The following is a 21632-nucleotide window of genomic DNA, read 5'->3' on the forward strand; positions in this document are numbered from 1 at the left end:
TCGTCGACCAGCTGGTGGCGTTGCTGCGCGACCCGCTGCGGGTGATGGGCCTGCTGGTGCATGAAGATGACGACAGCAACGAAGTGACCCGAACACTCGATGCGGCCAACGCCACCGCCGATGTCCTGACCGGCGCCGACCGCGATACGCGATTGAGGATGCTCGCCGCCCTCCTCCAACGCGCCGAACTCAGAGAGAACTCCATCATGGTACACCTCCGGCCCTCCGCGATTGACACCGGGGAGGTAACCCGCGGCCAACAGATTCTCGCCGAGGAGGAGAATGACGATGCAACTCTGGCCGTGGAACTGCCGGTGAAGCTTTCACGCAGAGGGACAGGCAGCCGCATCATCCTGACAGGCGGCGAACAGGAAGTCGGTGGGCCCGACGCAAACCTCATCCGCCTCATCGCTGACGCGCATCGCTGGAACCGGATGCTGGCGGAAGGCGAGGTCGCTTCACTTCGGGAGCTTGCCAGGCGCGAACGGCTCGATAGCAGTGACGTCAGCAGGGCGCTCAACCTCGCCTGTCTCGCACCCGACATCATTGAGGCTATCCTCGATGGGCGTCAGCCAGTGGGTCTGACGGCGAAGCAACTCAAGCGGATGAACGAACTGCCGCTCGAATGGCAGGCGCAACGCAAGGTGCTTGGCTTCCCGGCCTGACCGCCTTATCGCTCAACCCTATCTGATGGTTTGGACCCCGAAATCGGCCCGAAGAGACGCGGGCGCATTTGGCGGGGAATCGTCTCTCGTTTGACGTCTCCCGGGACGCTCTTCAGCGCCGCGAGCCCAGCAAAGCCGGGCAAACCGCGGGTCTCCGCCGGGTCGCGGTGTGGTGGTGGGTTCGCGGAAGACGGGGTGGTGGGCGATACTGGACTTGAACCAGTGACCCCTGCGATGTGAACACAGTGCTCTACCAGCTGAGCTAATCGCCCCTACCGAGGCGCGGGATATAGGTTCGTCCGGCCGCGCCTGTCAAGCGCGAACGCCGCCGCCGCGCGCCCGTCACGGCCCATTATACGGTTGCGCGCGCGCGATCCCCTGTCATATGTGGGAACAGCCTCCGCAAGGGGGCCGGAACAACAAGACGCGAACGATACTGGGGATGGAAATGGCGCGGGCGTTTGTCTTTCCGGGACAGGGCTCTCAGGCGGTGGGCATGGGCGGCGAACTCGCGAACGCGTTCCGGCCCGCGCGTGAGGTCTTCGAGGAAGTCGACGAGGCCCTGGGCCAACATCTCTTCCGCCTGATGCAGGAAGGTCCCGAGCAGGAACTGGTCCTGACCGAGAACGCCCAGCCGGCGCTGATGGCCGTGTCGATGGCGGTCATGCGGGTGCTGGAGGCGGAAGCCGGACTGGACATCGCGAAGGCGGCGAAGTTCGTCGCCGGACATTCGCTGGGCGAGTATTCGGCGCTGGCCGCGGCCGGCGCGCTGGAACTGCCCGACGCCGCGCGGCTGCTGAAGCGCCGCGGCCTGGCCATGCAGCGCGCCGTTCCCGTCGGCGAGGGCGCCATGGCGGCGCTGCTGGGGCTCAGCCTGGAGGACGCCGCCGCGGTCGCCGAGGAAGCCGCGCAGGGCGAGGTCTGCAGCCCCGCCAACGACAATGCCAGCGGCCAGGTGGTGATATCCGGCTCGACCTCGGCGATCGACCGCGCGGTCGAGATCGCCAGAGGCCGGGGTGCGAAGAAATCCATGCGCCTGAACGTCTCCGCGCCATTCCACTGCGCCATGATGCGGCCCGCGGCCGAGGAGATGGAGACGGCGCTGGCCGAGGTCGCGATCGCCGCGCCGGCCGTACCGCTGGTGGCGAACGTCACCGCCGGGCCGGTCAGCGAGCCCGAACGCATCCGCGCCCTGCTGGTACAGCAGGTCACTGCCATGGTGCGCTGGCGCGAATCGGTGCTCTACATGAAGGAACAGGGCGTGGACGAACTGCTGGAAATCGGCGCGGGCAAGGTGCTGGCCACCATGACCCGGCGCATCGACCGCGACGTCCAGGCCAGCGCCGTCAACACGCCCGAGGATATCGAGCGGCTCGTCGGCTCGCTCTGACCCACGGCAAGGCAAGGGGACCCGCATGTTCGATCTGACTGGCAAGACCGCCCTGGTTACCGGCGCCTCCGGCGGCATCGGCCGCGCGGTCGCCGAGGCGCTGCACGGGGCCGGCGCCACCGTGGGCCTGCACGGCACCCGCGAAGCGGTGCTGAAGGAAGTCGCCGACGCGCTGGGCGGCCGGGCGCACGTGCTGCCCGCCAATCTGGGCGAGGCCGGTGCGCCCGCGGAGCTGGCCAAGGCTGCCGAGGCGGCGATGGGCCAGGTCGACATCCTGGTCAACAACGCCGGCATCACCCGTGACAACCTGGCGATGCGCCTCAAGGACGAGGACTGGGACGCGGTGATCCGGGTCAATCTCAACGCCGGCTTCCAGCTCGCCAGGGCACTGCTCCGGGGCATGATGAAGCGCCGCCACGGCCGTATCGTCTCCATCACCTCGATTGTCGGCCAGACCGGCAATCCGGGCCAGGCCAACTACGCCGCCGCCAAGGCAGGCACCGTCGGCTGGTCCAAGTCCCTGGCCCAGGAAGTGGCCAGCCGCGGCATCACCGTGAACTGCCTGGCGCCGGGCTTCATCGAGACGGCGATGACCGCCGACCTGCCCGACGAACAGAAGGCGAAGCTGAACGAAGCCATTCCGGCCGGCCGCATGGGTACGGGCGCCGACATCGCCGCGGGCGTGATCTATCTGGCCTCCGACGAGGCCGCCTACGTCACCGGTCAGACGCTGCACATCAATGGCGGAATGGCGATGATATGATGGGAATTACCGGTGATTCGACGGCCTGCGGTGCGCTTCCCCTGTTCTGGAAAGTGTGTTAAGAGCCGCCGGATTTCGGCACGGAACAGCCTTCAGTACGTGCGCAGGACGGGCTCGAACGCCCGGCGTACCGGGGACCTTCAACAGAGACAAACCGAACCGTAAGAGCAAAGGGAACGGACCATGAGCGACATCGCGGACCGCGTGAAGAAGATCGTTGTCGAGCACCTCGGCGTGGAAGAAGACAAGGTCAAGGAACAGGCCCACTTCATCGACGACCTCGGCGCCGACAGCCTGGACACCGTCGAGCTGGTGATGGCGTTCGAGGAAGAATTCGGCATCGAGATCCCGGACGACGCCGCCGAGAACATCCAGACCGTCAAGGACGCGATCGACTACATCTCCGCGAACACCTGAGCGAGAAGAGGTTTCGGAACCCGATATGCGTCGAGTAGTCGTTACGGGGCTGGGGGCGGTCACGCCTCTGGCCTGCGGAGTGGAGGAAACGTGGTCCCGCCTGCTGAAGGGTGAATCGGGCTCCGCCACGATCGCCAAGTTCGAGACATCCGACCTGGCGACCAACTATGGCTGCGAGGTCAAGCCGAAGAGCGACGACCGTCCGGACGGCTTCGATCCCGACGAATGGGTCGAGCCGAAGGAACAGCGGCGCGTCGACGAGTTCATCGTCTACGGCCTGGCGGCCGCCAAGCAGGCGCTGCGTGACGCGGGCTACACGGCGGATACCGAGGAACAGCAGTTCCGCACCGGCGTCCTGGTGGGCTCGGGCATCGGCGGGCTCTCCGGCATCGCCGAGGGCGCGATGACGATGGAGACTCGCGGGCCGCGGCGGCTCTCGCCGTTCTTCATTCCCGGGCGGCTGATCAACCTGCTGTCGGGCTACATCTCCATCGAGCACCAGTTCAAGGGTCCGAACCACGCTGTGGTGACGGCCTGCTCGACGGGCGCGCACGCCATCGGCGACGCCGCCCGCATCATCGCCCTCGACGACGCCGACGTGATGGTCGCCGGCGGCGCCGAAGCCGCGCTGAGCCGCCTGGGCATCGCCGGCTTCGCGGCCGCCAAGGCGCTCTCGACCGGCTACAAGGATACGCCGGAGCGGGCCAGCCGCCCCTGGGACCGGGGCCGCGACGGCTTCGTCATGGGCGAAGGCTCCGGCATCGTCGTGCTCGAGGAACTGGAGCACGCGAAAGCCCGCGGCGCGAAGATCTACGGCGAGGTCATCGGCTATGGCATGTCGGGCGACGCCTATCACATCACGGCGCCGTCCGAGGACGGCTCGGGCGCCTATCGCTGCATGCAGGCGGCGGTGAAGCGCGCCGGCATCTCGGCCGCCGACATCGACTACGTCAACGCCCACGGCACGTCGACGCCGCGCGGCGACGAGATCGAGATCAGAGCCATCCGGCGCCTCATGGGCGATGGCGCCCAGACCAGCACCATGTCGTCGACCAAGTCGTCAATCGGTCATCTGCTTGGCGCCGCGGGCAGCGTCGAGGCCATCTTCTGCCTGCTCGCCCTGCGCGACCAGGTGGCCCCGCCGACCCTCAATCTCGACGATCCGGACGAAGCCACCCAGGGGCTCGACCTCGCCCCGTTCCAGCCGCGCGAGCGGAAGATCGACGTGGCGCTGTCCAATTCCTTCGGCTTCGGCGGCACCAACGCCAGTCTGATCTTCAGACGCCTGAACTAGGCCGCGGTCCGTGAGGACGGCGCTGCGTCTGGCCCTGCTTCTCGCCGTGATCGCCGTTTTCGGCGCGGCGGTCGCAGGCTGGCTGGGCTGGGAACGCTACAACGAACCGGGACCGTTGGCGGAAGCCGCCACCGTCATCATCGAACCCGGCGACGGGCCGCGTCGGATCGCGTCGAAACTGGACGCCGCCGGGGTCATTGGGGATCCGATGCTGTTTCTCGCCGCGGTCCGCCTCACCGAACGGGGCGGCCGCCTGAAGGCCGGCGAATTCCGCTTCGAAGCCGGAACCAGCATGCGCACGGTGATCGGCGACATCGTCGCCGGCCGCACGGTCGTCCGCCGCATCACGGTGCCGGAGGGCCTGACCTCCTGGCAGATTGCAGCCCTGCTCGACGACGCGCCGGCCCTGGACGGCGAGACGCCCGTGGCCGAGGAAGGGGCGTTGCTGCCGGAAACCTACCATTACAATCATGGCGACAGCCGGGCGGCGATCGTGGAACGCATGCGCGCCGCGCGCGACGCGGCCCTGGCCGACCTGTGGGCCGGGCGCGCCGAAGGACTGCCGCTGCGGACACCCGGGGAGGCCGTCATCCTCGCCTCCATCGTCGAGAAGGAAACCGGCGTCGCCGGGGAGCGCCCGCGGGTCGCGGCGGTGTTCGTCAATCGCCTGCGCAAGGGCATGCGGCTGCAGTCCGACCCGACCGTGATCTACGCGCTGACGGAAGGGAAGGCCGATCTCGGCCGGCCGCTCAGCCGCGCGGACCTGAAGACCGATTCCCCCTACAATACCTACGCCGTGAAGGGTCTGCCGCCGACAGCCATTGCGAACCCGGGACGAGCGGCGTTGGAGGCGGTTCTTAATCCTTCGCAAACGAACGAACTCTACTTTGTGGCCGATGGATCCGGGGGGCACGCGTTCGCGAAAACCCTGGCTGAGCACAATCGAAACGTGAGACGTTGGCGCCGGCTGCAGCGAGAGAACGAGTAGGCTTCGGACGGAACGGCGGCGCTTCCGGCAAGGCAATGGTGACCGACCGTCAGATCGACCGAAACGACGTATCCGTGATCCACGCGCTGGACGCCCTGGGTCATGCGGCCGCGCTGTTCGACGCCGAGGACCGGTTGGTCGCCTGCAACCAGGCCTATCAACAACTCTGGCAGGAAATGGCCGACGGCATCCGGCCGGGCATGTCCTATCGCGAACTCTGCGAAATCGCCTGGGACAGCGGCGTGGTGCCCCGACGCTCGCTTCAGCGCGCCGAATGGCTGGATCTGGTCCACAGCCAGCACCTCACGATGGACACCCCCGTCGACCGGCTGAGTTCGGATGGCCGCTATCTGCGTTTCATCAACCGCGAGCTGCCGGAAGGCGGTATCCTGGCGCTGGTTTCCGACGTCAGCGACGAGCGGGCCGCCGAGAGCCGGGCCCGTCACGAAGCCAGGGTGCTGCGCGAGTTTTCCCGCGCCACTGCCGACTGGGTCTGGGAGACCGATGCCGAGCACCGCTTCGTCCGGCCCGCGCACGCCGACGCGGAGAGCGGCCGCCTGACGGAAGCCCTGCTGGGCAGGACCCGCTGGGAAGCCGCCGGCGATCCGGACACCCGCACAGAGTTCTGGCGGACCCACCGCGCGGTGCTGGATCGTCACGAACCGTTCCGCGAATTCCGCTACGAGCTCGACCGCGGCGATGGCGACCGGCGGCGAGTGCGCGTCGGCGGTGTGCCGGTCTTCGATGTGCATGGCGTCTTCACCGGCTATCGCGGCACGGGCATCGACGAGAGCGCCCTGGCAGACGCCGACGCCCGCGCCAACCTGGCGGAGGCGGAACTGCGCGATGCGATGGAGGGCCTCGACCAGGGCGTCATTCTCTTTGATGCCGACGGCCGCGTCGAACTGTGGAACCGGTCCTTCGAGGAGGTGTTCGAGAAACGCCTCGAGCTGTTCCGCGGCATGCCCTTCGCCGAGCTGCTGGCTGGTATGGCATCCACGGGGCTGGTCGCCGGCGCGCGCGATACCGGAGAATGGGTGCGCGAGCGCCTGTCGGTGCCGCGCCCGGTACCCGAACTGCGGGAGCGTCAGATCGGCAGTCGCTGGTTTCAGCTCCGCGAGAGCGGCACGGGCGCCGGCGGCATGGTCCATGTCTACTCGGAGATTTCCGCGCTGAAGCGACAGCAGACCGAACTGCTGGCGGCGCGGACGCAACTGGAGGAGCGGGTCCAGCAACGCACGCGTTCTCTCGCCGCCGCCTTCGATCGCGTGCGCGCCGAAATCCGTGAGCGCACCGACACGGCCGAACGCCTTCGCGAGAGCGAGCAGAAGTTCCGCGCCATCACGGAAGGCTCGATTCAGGGCATCTTCGTCCACAAGAACCTGCGGCCGCTCTACGCCAACGCCACCATGGCGCGGATGCTGGGTTTCGACGACGCCGACCAGCTGACCGCCCTGGACAGCGTCACGGAATTCTTCTCGGCGGAAGACCGCGAGCTTCTGGTCCGCCGAACGCACGAACGCTCTGCCGGCCTGGCGCCACCGGCGCGCTACGACGTGCGCTACCGCCGCCGGAACGGCGAGACCTTCTGGGTCGAGCTGTTCGTGTCGGAACTGATGTGGGACGGCCAGCCGGCCATCCTGGTCACGGCCGTCGACATCGACGAGCGCCGCCGGGCGGAGGATGCCCTGCGGAACGCGGAGCGCGACTACCGCAACATCTTCGTCAACGCCACCGAAGGAATCTACCGCACGAGCCTGGATGGCCGGGCGCTCAGGGCCAATCCCGCGCTGGTGGAACTGAACGGCTACGAGAGCGAGGAAGCCCTGCTGGCCGACGTCAACGATCTGGAAAGCCGCTGGTACGTGGAGCCGGGACGCCGCACGGAGTTCAAGGGCGAGATCGAGGCCCATGGCCAGGTCACCGAGTTCGTCTCGGAGGTCTACCGCTACCGGACCCGCGAACGGCTATGGGTGTCGGAAAACGCGCGGCTGGTGCGCGACGAGGACGGCAATCCGCTCTACTACGAGGGCAGCGTCCGCGACATCACCGAACAGCGTACGGCCCAGGCGGACCTGCTTGAAGCCAAGAACGAGGCCGAACGGGCAAACCAGGCCAAGACCCAGTTCCTCGCCAAGATGAGCCACGAACTGCGCACCCCGCTCAACGCCATCATCGGCTTCTCGGAGATCCTGCAGCAGCAGATCTTCGGCGAGATCGGCAATGCGCGCTATCTGACCTACGCCGCCGACATCGCCGAGAGCGGCCGGCATCTGCTGGATCTGATCAACGATCTGCTCGACCTCTCCAAGATCGAGGCCGGCGCATTCGCCATCCGCCGGGAACCCGTCGATCTCGACGCCCTGGTGGCGGAATGCCTGGATATCGTGCAGCCCATGGCGGATCGCTCCCGCATCGCCCTCGCGCCCCCTGCCCTTCCGGCGCCACCCGGCCTGCGCGCCGACCGCCGGGCCATGAAGCAGATTCTGCTGAACATCCTTTCCAATGCCGTGAAGTTCAACCGCGAGGGCGGCCGGGTCAGCGTGACCTGTTCTCTCGAAGGCGGCGAGTACGCGATCGTGGTGGGCGACGAGGGGGTCGGCATCGCCCGCGAGGACATGCGGCGCATCTTCGAGCCGTTCGGCCAGATCGAGAACCAGATGGTGGCCGGCCACAAGGGCACGGGCCTCGGCCTGCCCATCGTCCAGGCGCTGGTGGACCTGCATGGCGGACGTGTCGCCGTCGACAGCCGCCCCGGCTCCGGCACACGGGTGACACTCACCTTCCCCGCCGACGCTTGATCGATCGCGGGCGCAGGTTAACTTGACCCGGCATTTCGACGCCGATTCTGAGGTTGCCCGCCCATGACGCTCGCCAGCATGACAGGATTCGCCCGCACCGAAGGGACCGCCGAGGGCTGGATCTGGACCTGGGAGCTGCGCTCGGTCAACGGCCGCGGCCTGGATGTGCGGCTGCGCCTGCCCGCCGAGGTGGGTGGGCTGGAATCGGCCGCGCGGCAGGCCGCCCAGTCGGCATTCGCGCGCGGCAATGTCACCGTCAACCTGCAGATGGAACAGGCCGGCGGAGCCGAAGGCTACCGCGTCAACACGGCGTGGCTGAATACCCTGCTGGACACCGCGCGTGCGCTGGCGCCGGAGGCCGAAGTTCGCCCCGATCAACTGCTCTCGGCGCGCGGCGTCATCGAAACCGCCACGGCGGCCCAGGACGCCGGACAGGCTGAGCGGCGCGACGCCGAGGTCCTGGCATCGCTGGAACAGGCCGTGACGGCGCTGGACCGGTCCCGGCGCACCGAGGGTGCGCGCCTTGCCGAAATCCTCGGCGCGCTGATCGTCGACATCGAGACCCTGATCGCCCGTGCGGCGGCAACCGAAGGCGCCCGCGGCGGGCAGCGCGCGGCGCGGCTCCGGACCGTCCTGGCCGAACTGCTGGAAGCGGACCCGCCGGTCAGCGAGGAGCGGCTGGCGCAGGAACTGGCTCTGCAGGCCGCACGCGCCGACGTACGCGAGGAACTGGACCGCTTGAAGGCCCATGTCGCCCAGGCGCATGAACTGCTCGCCGCAGACGAGCCGGTCGGACGCCGGCTCGACTTCCTGGCCCAGGAGTTCAACCGCGAGGCCAATACCCTCTGTTCGAAGTCCTCGGACATCGAACTGACCCGCATCGGCATGGACCTGAAGGTCGCCATCGACCGCATGCGCGAGCAGGTGCAGAATGTTGAGTGAGGCCGGAAGAATGACGCGCCGGGGGCTGATGCTCGTCCTGTCCTCCCCTTCGGGCGCCGGCAAGACCACGATCTCGAGGCGGCTTCTGGAGGACGAGCGCGACCTCAGCATGTCGGTCTCCGTCACGACCAGACCGAAGCGGCAGGGCGAAGTCGAGGGCCGGGACTACTACTTCGTCGACCGAGGAACCTTCGACAACATGGTCAGGGACAACGCGCTGCTGGAGCACGCCACGGTCTTCGACAACAGCTACGGCACCCCGGCGGGACCCGTCGAGGACGCTCTCAAGGCCGGCAGGGACGTCCTCTTCGACGTCGACTGGCAGGGCGCGCAGCAGATGAAGCAGCGCCGCGAGACCGATATCGTCAGCGTGTTCATCCTGCCCCCCAGCACCGCGGAACTCGAGCGGCGGCTGCGCACCCGGGGCCGCGACCCCGATGACGTCGTGAAGCGGCGCATGGCCAAGGCGGCCGACGAGATCAGCCATTATGACGGCTACGACTACGTGGTCGTGAACGACGACCTGGAACGCTGCCTGACGCAGATCCGCGCGATCCTGGTCGCCGAAAGGGTGCGGCGTCAGCGGCAGCCGGGACTGGCGGATTTCGTCGAGAAGCTCACCAGGCCCTATCGCGGCGACTGAAGCGTCCGGGCGAGGGCGCAGAACTCCTCGACAGTCAGCGTCTCTGCACGGCGGCGCGGATCGATGCCGGCCTCGCCGAGCCAGGCTTCCGCGTCCGGCCTCAGCCCCTTCAGGCTCTGACGCAGCATCTTGCGGCGCTGGTTGAAGGCCGCCGCGACCACCCGCGACAGCGTGCCGGCGTCGGCCGGGGCCAGCGCCTCGGTCCGGGGCGTCAGGCCGACAACCGCCGAGGTGACCTTGGGCGGCGGCGTGAAGGCGCGCGGCGGCAGATCGAACAGCACACGCGTACTCCAGCGCCAGTTGGCCATCACCGCGAGCCGGCCATAGTGCTTCGTACCCGGACGGGCGGCGATGCGCTCGGCGACCTCGCGCTGGAACATCAGGGTCATGGAGCCGAAATGATCCGGCCGCGCCAGCCAGCGGAACAGCAGCGGCGTACCGACATTGTAGGGCAGATTGGCGATGATCGCCGCGCCCGGCCGCACGAGTTCGGCGGCTTCCGTCTCCAGGGCGTCGGCGCGGATGACCTCCAGCCGTCCCGGATAGACCGCCGCCAGCTCCGCCAGGGCAGCGATGCAACGCTCGTCCTTCTCCACGGCCACCACCCGTGCCGCGTCCGTCTCCAGCAGCGCGCGGGTCAGCCCGCCGGGACCGGGCCCGACCTCAAGCACTTCCCGGCCCGTCAGAACGCCTGCGGCGCGGGCGATCTTGTCGGTGATGTTGAGGTCGAGCAGGAAATGCTGGCCCAGTCCCTTGCGCGCGTCCAGACCGTGGCGGCGGATCACCTCGCGCAGTGGCGGCAGGCCCGGAACGCTCATCCCCGTCTGTGGCCGGCGATCTCGCCCGCCAGACGGATCGCCGAGATGAGGCTGTGGGGACGGGCGACGCCGCGCCCGGCAATGTCGAAGGCGGTGCCGTGATCGGGCGAGGTCCGCACGATGGGCAGGCCCAGCGTGACGTTGACCGCGCTGTCGAAATCCAGCGCCTTGACCGGGATCAGAGCCTGATCGTGATACATGCAGATGGCGGCATCGTACTCGGCCCGCGCCGGCGCATGGAACATGGTGTCGGCCGGCAGAGGACCGACCACGCTGTCGCCGTCGCGCGCCAGTTCGGCCACCGCCGGCGCGATGATGTCGATGTCTTCGCGACCCAGGGCGCCGTTCTCCCCGGCATGGGGATTGAGTCCCGAGTACGCCAGTCGCGGTCGATCGATGCCGAAGTCGCGCCTGAGGGCGTGGAGCACGATACGGCCGATGGCGACGAGATCGGCGCCGTTCAGCGCCCGCACGGCCTCGGCCAGTGGCAGGTGGATCGTCGCCGGCACGACGCGCAGGCTGGGTCCGGCGAGCATCATCACCGCGCGCGCGCCGCCGCAGAGATGGCCGATGAACTCGGTGTGGCCCGGATGGGTGAATCCCGCTCTATAGAGTTCGGCCTTGTTGATGGGATTCGTCACCACGCCCGCCGCCCTGCCTTCGAGACACAGAGCCACCGCGCGCTCGATGGCCGCAATCACCAGCGGCGCGTCGGCTGGATCGGGACGGCCCGGCTCGGCCGAAACGCGGCCCCCGACCGCCAGAACCGGCAGCGCCTCGGCGAAGACCCCGACCGCCTCGGAGGGATCGCCGATCGGGGCCACCGGCGCGTCGATCTCCAGACGCCGCGCCAGTCGTTCGAGCCGCGCGGGGTCGTCAATGACGAAAAACGGCGGCAGATCCATCCGCCCGCGGTCCCGCCAGGCGGACAGGGTGATGTCCCCGCCGATGCCCGCCGGCTCGCCCATCGTGACCGCCAGCGGCTTCATGGCCTATCTGTAGTCCACGATCGAATCCCGGCGCAGGTCACGCAACTGGGCCTGGGCGCGAAGGTTCAGCTTGCGGTTCAGGATCGCGTTGCGGATCCGCTCCCGGTCGACGGTCGCCTCCACCGGCTCCGAGCGGTCGCAGACGATCAGCAGATGGATGCCGGCCGCGGTGCGCAGCGGCGGGCTGACGTCACCCACATCAAGGTCCGCGATGGCCGAACGGAAATCGACGGGCAGGTCGCCGATGCGCAGTCGCCCGAGATCGGCCGCCTGCGCCCCCTGCACCTCCCCGGCAAGCCGCGCAGCGTCGGCGCAGCCTGCAATCTCGGGTCGGAGCGCAGCCGCCCGGGCCCGCGCCTCGTCCACTGCCTGCTGCGGCGCGTTCCGCCCCAGCGGAATGAGGATCTGGCTGAGTTCGACCTGGACCTTCTCCGGCTGGCGCTGGCCTTCGATCCGCGTTTCGCGCAGCGCCACGATGGCGTAGCCGGTGTCGGTCCGGATCGGATCGGAAACCGAGCCCGGCGTCATGGTCGGCAGCACCTCGCCGATCTCCGGGCCGAGCTGTTCGGCGCGGATCCAGCCGACATCCCCGCCGCTCTGGGCAGTAGCGCCGGACGAGAACTGCCGCGCCAGAGCGGCAAAACTCGCGCCGGCCCGAATCTGGCGCACCAGGCGTTCTGCCGAGCCGCGCACCTCGTCCTCCTGGGACGGCTGTTCGACCGTCAGACGGATCTCGTTGACCAGATAGGATGTCTCGCCCTCGGCGGCCTCAAGCCGGGCGATCTCCTCGTCGATCTCCTCATCGGAGACATCGACGGTCCGCAGCAACCGGGCGCCGATGAAGCGCTGCCACGCGATCCCGGCCAGGACCTGCTGGCGGATGGCATGTTCGTCGACGCCGGCGCGATCGAGATTCTGCACCAGCGCCGGGCCGCTCATGTTGTTGCGTTCGGCGATGGCCTCGATCTCGGCGTCGATATCGCCGTTGGTGACCGTGATGCCGAGATTGCGCGCCGCCTTCTTCTGCAGTTCCTCGTCGACCAGAGTGCGCAGCACCTGTGGGCGCAGCCGCTGCCGCGTCTCCTCCGTACGCGGCAGATCGGCGGTGACGATGATCAGGTCGATCCGCTCCTCCAGGTCGTAGGCAGAAATCACCTCGTCGTCGACCACGGCGACGATGTCCAGCACCTGCTGGGAATGCGCCGGCGCGGCGAACGCCATCCAGAGCGCGGCGGCGATGGCCGGCAGTATCAGCTTCACGTTCATCGGGGCGGAACGCTGCCTCCTGTTCCATCGAATTCGCGCCTGCTCTAGCGCAGCGCGGTGGTTCTTCCAACCGGCAAGTTGCAGCCAGGACACCGGGGTTGAGCTAGTTCAGCCCGGTGAGACTGATCCGCACGAAGACGGAGGTGGACGCCTCCAGATCGCGGTCGCTGGTGAAATCGCGGACGACGCCGAGCTGGAAGTCGAAACACTCGTCCTCGTAGCGCAGACCGCCTTCGAAGCGGATCGGCACGCCGCGGTCGAGGTCGCCGCGATAGGCGCCGAGGACCTGCCAGTTCTCGGCGAAGTTTAACGTGCCTTCCGTGGTCAGCTCCTGGGTGTTGCCGACCGCCACGGCGCCGCCCACACGCGGTACGGAGATGTAGCCGAGGCTGAAACTGTACCAGTCGTCGCGAAGGCTCAGGCGATGCTCGTGCCGATCCAGGTCCGGTCCCTTCATATCGACCCGGAAACGGAATGTGTAGTCGATCGAGTCGGTCGGCGCGATGAGCAGCCGCCCGACCACGTCGGAGAGACGGTCGTCGAGTCCGGTGCCGGGCCCGAAGGCACTGGTTTCGTTGAACCGGAAGGACTGCCCGATCAGGAACTCGCTCTCGCCCCCGCCGTCGCCATAGACGCCCATCCGCACCCCGTAATTGACGCGGGAGCCGCTCTCCACGCGGTCGAAGCCGACGAAGCGGTTGCGGTCGAACAGGTTGGCGTCGGAAAACTCGAAACTGAGCGAATCCTCGTTGGGAATATCGTTCGGGTTGGCGCCGGCCGGAGATCCGATGAGCTGCACCACCGGCTCGATCTTCTGGAAGTGCCCGTTGGCCGGTCGTACCAGCGGCAGACGCCAGTCGAGCGTCGCCTGCGGCCAGATGCGGCCCTCGTAGTAGTCGTTCTCGCTGGCGGTAGGGTCGGTGTCCTGCGCTTCGGAAACCATGTAGCCGTCGGCGCGGAAATGCATGCCGAAGGTCGTCAGACCGCCGAAGGGGTCGACGGCCTGGCGTTCCCAGGATCCGTCGAAGGACAGCCGGCGGGTGTCGCGACCGCTGGTGCGTTGCAGGGCCACGCCGCCGAAGGTGTAGTCGACCCGTCCGCCCAGCACGCCGGGGCTGAAGGTGTCCTGCCACGTCGCCAGCGGCATCACCAGTGGCGTCGCGCCGTCGTCATCGTTCTCCTGCAGGCCCTGGAAGGAGAAGAACTCCAGCCCGCGGAATCGCCGGCCATCGTAATCGGTGACATAGGCCGTCGAGGTGAGTGTGTTGCCGCCGCCGATATCGTAGATGCGCAGATAGGTGTCGTCGCTGGCCCGGAACAGGTTGAAGCCCCAGTCGGCGCCTTCGTCGATACGAAAGTCGCCCTTGGAGCGGAAATGACCGCGGAACTCCTTGTCGCCGGTCTGCGTGCGGCCCACCACCTCATCGACATAGGTCAGCGAGACGTCTGTATCCCAGCGCCCCGCGTCGAACTGCTGGCGGTACTCCGCCCCCAGAACCGGAAGTTCCTTGGTCAGGAAGCGTGGCGTCAGGGTCATGTCCTTGTCCTCGTCGAGGACCAGGTAGACCGGCTGTGAGTACTGGAAGCCCAGTTCGGTGGACGAGCCGACGATGGGCGCGAGCAAGCCGGACTTCCGCTCGACCGTAGGGTCGGGATGATAGAAGTAGGGCGCGTAGAAGACCGGTACGCCGAACATTTCCAGGCGCGCGTTCTGGTATTCGACGATTTCCTTGTCCAGATCGCGCGTGACCCGGTTGGCCTTGATCTGCCAGATCGGCGGCCGGTCCGGATGTTCGGGACATTCCTCGCAGCGCGTGTAGACCACGCGCTCCAGGATCGTGCGGTTCTCGCCTTCACGGCGGGCGCGCCGCGCCGCCATGCGCGCCCGGTTGGCGAGGCGGATCTTGAGCTCCTCGACGACGCCCTGCTTGAAGTTGTCGGTCAGTTCAACGTAGTCGGCGAACAGCACGTCGCCCGAAGGTTCCCGCAACACGACATTGCCGCTGGCGGTGACGACCTCGTCGCGTTCGTTGTAGGTGACGGTGTCGGCGAACAGCACCCGCTCGCCCTGCAGGATCTCGACGTCGCCCCGGGCCGTCACCACGCCCAGTTCCTGTTCATAGATCATTTCCCGGGCCGAAAGCTCGACCGGCAGGTCGTTCACCTGCGCCGCCGCGGCGAGCGGCATCCACAGAAAGGCGAACAGCAGCAGAATCGGGAGCGGCCTGCGCGGCGCCATTCCTAGCCGTCCTCCAGATGGAACATGGCCGCGATGGCCGTCATGGTGGTGACCGCCGCCGGCGTCCAGGCGGCAAGCACCACGGGCAATTTGCCTGCGGAGCCGAACGCCTCGACCACGTCGGTGACGAAGAATATCGCAAACCCCGCCATCGTGCCGGCGAAGAACACAAGCCCGACGACGCCGCGGCGCACGCTGAGACGGATGCAGAAGGTTGCGGCCAGCAGGACCATCGAGGCCAGCATCAGTGGCAGGGAAAGCAGCGAATTCCAGTGCAGCCGGTGCGCGAGCGCATTGAAACCCGACTTCTCCAGCAGCTCGATGAAGGCCGGCAGTTCCCAGAACGAGAGCGATTGCGGCGGCGCGAGGCTGTCAATGATCTGCGCCACCGTCAGCCGGGTCGGCACCAGCATGGTCTCTCGCTCCTGACGCGGACGGTCCAGTTCCGTCACCACCGCGTTCTTCAACCTCCATTGCCGGTCGAACAGTTCCGCACTCTCGGCGTCGATCCTGCGCACGAAGCTGTTGTTCCGGGTAAAGGTGAAGAAGGTCGGGTTGTCCAGCGAAGTGCCCTGCGCCGAAGCGGACCAGGCATGGATCACCTGATGGCCTTCGGCGTTCACCTCCCGGAGCCAGAGGCCGGTCTTGTCGGAGACCGTGATGCGACTCGTCTCGCCCTGGAACTTGGCGCTCGCGAGCTGCTCGTACTGCCCCGTCAGGGCGGCGGCCAGAGGGTTCAGCACCGTGATCAGAATGGCGCCGATGACAGCCGCAGACAGCACCAGGGGCGTCAGGATCTGCCAGATCGAGACGCCGGCGGCACGCGCCACGACCAGTTCGTTGGAGCGCGACAGCCGGGTCAGCGCCAGCATGCCTCCGAACAGCACAACGAATGGCCAGAGCTTCTCGATCACGGATGGCATCTTGAGCAGGGCGAATTGCACGATCAGCCCCAGCCCGATCTCGTCGACGCCGCTGGCGCGGCGCACATGATCGATCACTTCGGCCGTGAACATGACCAGCGACAGCAGCGCGAAGACCAGGCCGGCACCGAGCAGGAATTGACGGATCAGATAGCGGGTCAGGGTGGGAAGCGTCCGCAGCATGATCACGCCGCCATCGGCGCCGGTCCCGGCGTCGGCATGCCCGCGCCGGCCCGCATCAGGAACAGGCTGCCGGCGATCGCGGCCAACAGCAGCACATAGACCAGCGTATTGAAGAAAGGCTCCGTCGCCGCCGCCTGGGTCAGCCCCAGTACGGCCGCCTGCAACAGGCCTGCGCTGAGGCAACCGACCCAGATACGCGCGCCGACGCCGCGCCGGTCGAACTCGCCATAGAGCACCGTCGCGATCGCCATCAGGGCGAAGGCGATGGTCAACAGCGGCAACGCCACGCGCTTGTGCCCTTCCGCCTGGATCCTGTGATAGGTCGCCCGGTCGAAGTCGCCCGGATCGATGAGGAACAGATCCTCGATCGTACGTTCCTCAATCTTGGCCACGCGCACCGGCGCATTGCTGCCTACCAGATCGATCTCGACGTTGTAGCGGTCGAAGTAGAGGACGTTGATGTTGCCGCTCTCATGATCCTTCTCCTGGCGATTGCCGTTGAGCAGCAGAATCTTCGGGCCTTCCTCGGCGCGGATCAGCGTTCCCTGCTCCGCCATCATGGTCACCGACTTGCCCGGCTCGCGCTCGTCGTGAATCAGCAGGCCGTGGAGCTCGCCGCCGGACCGCCGTTCGGCGACATAGACCGTCAGACGGGTCTTGAGCGGCGTGAACGCGCCCTCGCGCAGCACCACGGTGGAGTAGATGTACTTCCACGCGAACCGGGTGTCGCGCATGGTCGAGTTCGCCATCGGCATGAAGTAGAACGTCATCGAGGCGACGAAAACCGCGCAGAATCCGGCCAGCAGCAGGCCGGGCCCGGCCAGCGCCATGCGGCTGAGACCGGCGGCGCGCATCACCACGAGTTCGCTGTCCGACGACATCCGCCAGTAGGCGTAGAGCATCCCGCAGAACAGGCCGATCGGGAGCGTCACAGGCAGAAGCTGCGGCAGCAGCAAGAACGAGATGTAGAAGAACGCGCCCATCGACATGTCATAGTTGATGATCTCGTCGACGAAACGCAGCGCCTGAAGGATCCAGATGATCCCGGTCAGCACCATCGTCACGAAGGCCGTAGGGCCCGCGGCGGCGCGAATCATGTAGCCGGTCAGATGACGCATGGCGGCGGAGTATAGCGACCTCAGCGGCCTGTGAAACCCGCTTGGGATGCCTTGCCGCGTGCATCCGGGCCACCTGCGCCGTCGCAGGCCCTGGCGGACGCAAAGCGCCCCATTTACACGGCCCGGCAAAGCTTGCGATATATCTGTCCGACAGTTTTTCAATGGGATGAGACAGATGGATATCTCGATTTCCGGCGCAAGCATTCCGGGCCGCGGCGTCGTCGTCGTCGGCGTCGCGAAGGACGGCAAACTGACGCCTGCCGCCAAGGCCCTGGACGAGAAGACCGAAGGCGCCATCCGACAGGTGCTGCGCGCCAGCCGCTTCACCGGCGCAAGCGGGCAGAGCCAGACCATCGCCGCGCCGCGTGGCACCAGGCTGGACCTGATCGTCCTGCTGGGCCTCGGCGAGACCAAGTCCCTGTCTTCCCATGATCTGGAACTGATCGGCGGCCGCGCCTTCAAGGCGGTCGCCAACTGCGGCGCGAAGCAGGCCAAGGTGATCATTGACGCCGAGGATCTGGCCGCGAAGTCGAAACTCACCAAGGGTGCGGCCCAGGCGCATATCGCGATGGGCGCGCGGCTGGCCAGCTACCGCTTCGACCACTACCACACGAAGCTGAAGGACGAGGACAAGCCCTCCCTGGAGCAGCTCGCCATCGGCGCCCGCGGCGCAGCCGCAGCGCGCGACGCTTTCGCCGCACTGGACAAGGTCGTCGACGGCGTCTTCCTGACCCGCGATCTGGTCAGCGAGCCTGCCAACATCCTCTATCCCGCCACCCTTGCCGACCGCTGCCAGGAACTCACCAAGCTGGGCGTCAAGGTTGAGGTGCTGGGCGAGGCGCAGATGAAGAAGCTCGGCATGGGCGCGCTGGTCGGCGTCGGCCAGGGCTCCGAGAAGGAAAGCCGGCTGGTCGTCATGCAGTGGAACGGCGGGGCGAAGAACGACAAGCCGATCGCCTTCGTCGGCAAGGGCGTCACCTTCGACACCGGCGGCATCTCCATCAAGCCGGCCGCCGGCATGGAGGACATGAAGTGGGACATGGGCGGCTCCGCCGCCGTCATCGGCGCCATGGCGGCGCTCGCCGGACGTCAGGCCAAGGCCAACGTCATCGGCGTGGTCGGCCTGGTCGAGAACATGCCGGACGGCAACGCGCAGCGCCCCGGCGACGTGGTCACCTCCATGTCGGGCCAGACGATCGAGGTGCTGAACACCGACGCCGAAGGCCGCCTCGTGCTCTGTGACGCCCTCTGGTACACGCAGGACCGCTTCAAGCCCGAGTTCATGATCAACCTCGCCACGCTGACCGGGGCCGTCATCATCTCGCTCGGCGACGAGTACGCCGGCCTGTTCTCCAACAACGACCGGCTGGCCACGCGGCTGATGGAAGCCGGCGAGGCCGTCGACGAGAAGCTCTGGCGCTTCCCGTTGCACAAGAACTACGACAAGAAGCTGAAGTCCGACATTGCCGACATGCGCAATATCGGAAACGCCCGCGGCGCGGGTTCCATCACCGCCGCGCAGTTCCTGCAGCGCTTCGTCAACGATGTGCCCTGGGCGCATCTCGACATCGCCGGCGTTACCTGGTCCAGCAGCGCCAGGCCGACGACGCCCAAGGGCGGCACAGGCTTCGGCGTCCGTGTCCTCGACGAACTGGTCCGCCGCCACTACGAGAGCAAATGACGGAAGTCGCGTTCTATCACCTGACCCGCAAGCCGCTGGAACGGGCCCTGCCCGAGCTGCTGGAAAAGGTGCTGGAGCGCGGCATGCGCGCGGTGGTGCTGGCGGGCTCCGAGGAGCGCGTGCGCGGCCTGGACGCGCATCTGTGGAGCTATGACAAGGCCTCGTTCCTGCCCCACGGCGCGGCCGGCGATGGCGATGCCGGGCGGCAGCCGATCTGGCTCACCGCCGAGCCGGAGAACCCCAATGCCGCCGAGGTGCTGATCCTGGTCGACGGCCGCGACGTGGCGGACAAGTCGGATTTTGCCCGCTGTCTGGACATGTTCAACGGCCTGGACGAGGACGCCGTGGCCGCCGCCCGCGCGCGCTGGCAGGCGGCCCGTGCGGCGGGCCACGTCTGCACCTACTGGAAACAGGGCGAGCGCGGCTGGGAACGGGGCACATAAGAACATCCCCGCCGCTCACTCTGGAACGTCACCCATGAGCATTGCAGACAGGGTTTCTTCGCGGACAAAGATATTATAGAATATTGCGCATTCGCCAATGTGTGGGAAACACTATGAAATCAATATCATTTTTTAATAACAAGGGTGGCGTTGGAAAAACGACACTCACTGAAAATATCGCTGCATATTTTGCCCTAGAGAAAAAACAGAGGGTTCTTATTATTGACTGCGATCCGCAATGCAATATTACTCAACTTGTTCTAGGTGATATCAAGACTATTGATTTATATTGGCCAGAAAAAAATAACAAAGAAGAAACTAAATCAAAAACAATACTGGACGTTGTGGATCCAATTCTAAGTGGAGATGCCGACATAAATTCTCGAATAAGACCTCTGAGATCAAGCAGCAATCGTTTCGGTGTCGATCTGCTACCCGGCCATCCCCGTTTCTCAACATTCGAGGACGAATTATCAGGATCTTGGGCCGAATTGCCTACCGGAAAGGCCGGCGGCTTCCGTGTGACAAACTGGCTACGGTCTTATTTACGCGGTTTAGAAGAAGATTACGATATTGTTTTTATTGACGTCAGCCCATCATTAGGGGCATTAAATAGATCTGTTCTTCTTTGCTCTGACTACTTTGTTGTCCCACTTGGCGCCGATGCATTTAGTGTCCTGGGTATTCGTAATATTTCCCGCTGGATGAGCAGTTGGATTGATTATTATGAAGTAGGTCTTGAACAGTCCGACAGATTGAATCCTGGAGGTTTAGAAAAATATAGTATTATGACAGATATTTCAATAAAGAGGGGTTTCATAGGCTTCACACTACAACAATACATTGCCAAAGCAAAAGCTGGAGTTCGGCGACCCACTAAAGCATATGAGAGAATATTGAATGATATACCCAGAGAGATAGACACTTATCTTAGCAGCTTTGTCGCGAACAATATGGCAACTCCACACCTGGGTGATGTTCCAAATCTATATAGCCTGATTCCGATGGCGCAGAGCGCGAACGCTCCAATTATTGCGCTCGAATCTAAGGATGGGCTAGTTGGAAGTCAATTTGGACAGGCTGCACGCTACCGCAACATTATCGGCGAATTGGCCGAAACTATCGGAGAGAGGGTATAAGTGCCCGTTTCTTGGCCAAATACACTTGTCCGTGAAATAGCGGAACGAAGAGCAATTCTATTCGTGGGCTCCGGCGTCACAAAATCGGCATTGCCCACACTTCCTAACTGGCCCGACCTATTAAGTGAACTGGCAGAGCGCGTAGATAAAAAGAAAGATGTGGCCCTTGTCAAAAGTCTGATCCGTAGAGACCGGCTTCTTGATGCCGCTGAATTGATAAATTCACTATTGTCGCCGGTTGAAAGACGGGCTATTTTTGAGAATAAATTTCTATTTACACCGCCACCTCAAGCAGAGATTTATAGATACCTACTGGATTTAGATTTTAAGGTATGCATAACCACAAATTACGATCAATTTCTTGAAAAGAATTTTGAATACCATAGCGGCGGCGCCATAGCCTACCAAGTTCGAACTTATAAATATGACAATTTTTTAGCTGATCTCAGATCTCCATCTCGGACTATTCTAAAACTACATGGGTGCATCACCGATCCGAGCAGTATCATACTGGACCGGCAGCCCTATTTTAAAGCAAAGGCCAATAATCCAGGTATATATGATATTGTTGAAGCCCTTTCGACGGTAAATACTGTATTATTTTTTGGATACTCTATAAATGATCCCGATATTCAGTTGATTTTAGAAAGAATTCATGCCAGATCTCGAACCGATCATCCACACTATGCGCTTGTGTCTAAATTCGAGCACCCGTCTCTTCGAAAAGCCCTGAATGAAACATTTAATGTATCGTTCGTCGAATACCCCAAAGGTATACACCAGGAATTTCCGGAGGCCGTAAAAGAATTGAGAGACGCAGTAAAGGCCGAACGGGCGCGGTTCGGTATTCCGTGATAGAATTGGGCACGATAATTTTTAGGATCGAACTTGTTTCAATCGCGCTTCTGAGTACGGATGGCATAAGTTTAG

18 protein-coding genes, 1 tRNA gene and 1 pseudogene are annotated in these 21632 nt (G+C 65.1%); 13 read left to right on the plus strand and 7 right to left on the minus strand.

All coding sequences use genetic code 11. The features are described 5' to 3' along the window. A pseudogene (locus CWC60_RS23690) lies at nucleotides 1–665 on the plus strand (hypothetical protein); the annotation flags it as partial. 196 nt (nucleotides 666–861) lie between these two features. On the opposite strand, the gene CWC60_RS16065 reads toward CWC60_RS23690, so the two are convergent. Beyond that, nucleotides 862–937, minus strand: a tRNA-Val gene (locus CWC60_RS16065). Between the two features lie 176 nt (nucleotides 938–1113). Here CWC60_RS16065 and fabD point away from each other — a divergent pair. From fabD to gmk, 8 genes are all read left to right on the plus strand, one after another. Continuing rightward, nucleotides 1114–2055, plus strand: a complete 942-nt coding sequence (fabD, locus tag CWC60_RS16070) for an ACP S-malonyltransferase (protein WP_109794950.1) — start codon at nucleotides 1114–1116, stop codon at nucleotides 2053–2055. A gap of 25 nt (nucleotides 2056–2080) precedes the next feature. Beyond that, nucleotides 2081–2818, plus strand: a complete 738-nt coding sequence (fabG, locus tag CWC60_RS16075) for a 3-oxoacyl-[acyl-carrier-protein] reductase (RefSeq protein WP_109794951.1) — start codon at nucleotides 2081–2083, stop codon at nucleotides 2816–2818. A 183-nt stretch (nucleotides 2819–3001) separates the two neighbouring features. Further along, entirely contained in the window at nucleotides 3002–3235 is a 234-nt protein-coding gene (locus CWC60_RS16080) for an acyl carrier protein (protein WP_109794952.1), read from the plus strand. Between the two features lie 25 nt (nucleotides 3236–3260). After that, nucleotides 3261–4529: a beta-ketoacyl-ACP synthase II gene (gene fabF, locus CWC60_RS16085; protein ID WP_109794953.1), complete on the plus strand. Its 1269-nt coding sequence runs from the start codon at nucleotides 3261–3263 to the stop codon at nucleotides 4527–4529. Nucleotides 4530–4539: 10 nt separating this feature from the next. Beyond that, nucleotides 4540–5517, plus strand: coding sequence for an endolytic transglycosylase MltG (gene mltG, locus CWC60_RS16090; protein ID WP_206419969.1), 978 nt, complete (start codon nucleotides 4540–4542; stop codon nucleotides 5515–5517). A 38-nt stretch (nucleotides 5518–5555) separates the two neighbouring features. Beyond that, nucleotides 5556–8318: a PAS domain S-box protein gene (locus tag CWC60_RS16095; RefSeq protein ID WP_164516590.1), complete on the plus strand. Its 2763-nt coding sequence runs from the start codon at nucleotides 5556–5558 to the stop codon at nucleotides 8316–8318. 63 nt (nucleotides 8319–8381) lie between these two features. Next, nucleotides 8382–9260 carry a YicC/YloC family endoribonuclease gene (locus CWC60_RS16100; RefSeq protein ID WP_109794955.1) on the plus strand — a complete coding sequence of 293 codons (879 nt, stop codon included), beginning with the start codon at nucleotides 8382–8384 and terminating at the stop codon, nucleotides 9258–9260. After that, on the plus strand, nucleotides 9250–9903 hold the full coding sequence (gene gmk, locus CWC60_RS16105) for a guanylate kinase (RefSeq protein WP_109794956.1): 654 nt from the start codon (nucleotides 9250–9252) through the stop codon (nucleotides 9901–9903). Before CWC60_RS16100 ends, gmk begins: the two co-directional genes overlap by 11 nt. On the opposite strand, the gene rsmA is transcribed toward gmk, so the two are convergent. From rsmA to CWC60_RS16135, 6 genes are all read right to left on the minus strand, one after another. After that, nucleotides 9888–10721, minus strand: coding sequence for a 16S rRNA (adenine(1518)-N(6)/adenine(1519)-N(6))-dimethyltransferase RsmA (gene rsmA, locus CWC60_RS16110; RefSeq protein WP_109794957.1), 834 nt, complete (start codon nucleotides 10719–10721; stop codon nucleotides 9888–9890). The two genes, gmk and rsmA, sit on opposite strands and share 16 nt — an antisense overlap. Beyond that, nucleotides 10718–11710, minus strand: a complete 993-nt coding sequence (pdxA, locus tag CWC60_RS16115; RefSeq protein WP_109794958.1) for a 4-hydroxythreonine-4-phosphate dehydrogenase PdxA — start codon at nucleotides 11708–11710, stop codon at nucleotides 10718–10720. The genes rsmA and pdxA overlap by 4 nt, the downstream gene beginning before the upstream one ends. 3 nt (nucleotides 11711–11713) lie before the next feature. After that, nucleotides 11714–12976, minus strand: a complete 1263-nt coding sequence (locus CWC60_RS16120; RefSeq protein WP_109794959.1) for a peptidylprolyl isomerase — start codon at nucleotides 12974–12976, stop codon at nucleotides 11714–11716. A gap of 103 nt (nucleotides 12977–13079) precedes the next feature. Then, nucleotides 13080–15215 (minus strand): LPS-assembly protein LptD, encoded by a 2136-nt coding sequence (locus CWC60_RS16125; protein WP_109794960.1) that lies wholly within the window; start codon nucleotides 15213–15215, stop codon nucleotides 13080–13082. 2 nt (nucleotides 15216–15217) lie between these two features. Next, on the minus strand, nucleotides 15218–16321 hold the full coding sequence (lptG, locus tag CWC60_RS16130) for an LPS export ABC transporter permease LptG (RefSeq protein ID WP_109796379.1): 1104 nt from the start codon (nucleotides 16319–16321) through the stop codon (nucleotides 15218–15220). A 2-nt stretch (nucleotides 16322–16323) separates the two neighbouring features. Continuing rightward, nucleotides 16324–17439: an LptF/LptG family permease gene (locus tag CWC60_RS16135; RefSeq protein WP_164516591.1), complete on the minus strand. Its 1116-nt coding sequence runs from the start codon at nucleotides 17437–17439 to the stop codon at nucleotides 16324–16326. Nucleotides 17440–17614: 175 nt separating this feature from the next. Between CWC60_RS16135 and CWC60_RS16140 the strand changes: the two genes are divergently transcribed. From CWC60_RS16140 to CWC60_RS16155, 4 genes are all read left to right on the plus strand, one after another. Continuing rightward, a complete protein-coding gene (locus CWC60_RS16140; protein ID WP_109794962.1) occupies nucleotides 17615–19120 on the plus strand; it encodes a leucyl aminopeptidase in 1506 nt (501 codons plus the stop codon). After that, complete coding sequence (locus CWC60_RS16145) at nucleotides 19117–19563, plus strand: DNA polymerase III subunit chi (RefSeq protein ID WP_109794963.1); 447 nt, start codon at nucleotides 19117–19119, stop codon at nucleotides 19561–19563. The genes CWC60_RS16140 and CWC60_RS16145 overlap by 4 nt, the downstream gene beginning before the upstream one ends. Before the next feature lie 113 nt (nucleotides 19564–19676). Beyond that, the gene (locus CWC60_RS16150) at nucleotides 19677–20702 is read left to right on the plus strand and encodes a ParA family protein (RefSeq protein WP_109794964.1); all 1026 of its coding nucleotides are present in this window, start codon (nucleotides 19677–19679) and stop codon (nucleotides 20700–20702) included. Nucleotides 20703–20765: 63 nt separating this feature from the next. Next, nucleotides 20766–21557, plus strand: a complete 792-nt coding sequence (locus tag CWC60_RS16155) for an SIR2 family protein (RefSeq protein ID WP_164516592.1) — start codon at nucleotides 20766–20768, stop codon at nucleotides 21555–21557. Nucleotides 21558–21632: the final 75 nt, after the last annotated feature.

Origin of the sequence: Minwuia thermotolerans (assembly GCF_002924445.1) — a bacterium.
In the GTDB taxonomy this organism is placed as follows: Bacteria; Pseudomonadota; Alphaproteobacteria; order Minwuiales; family Minwuiaceae; genus Minwuia; species Minwuia thermotolerans.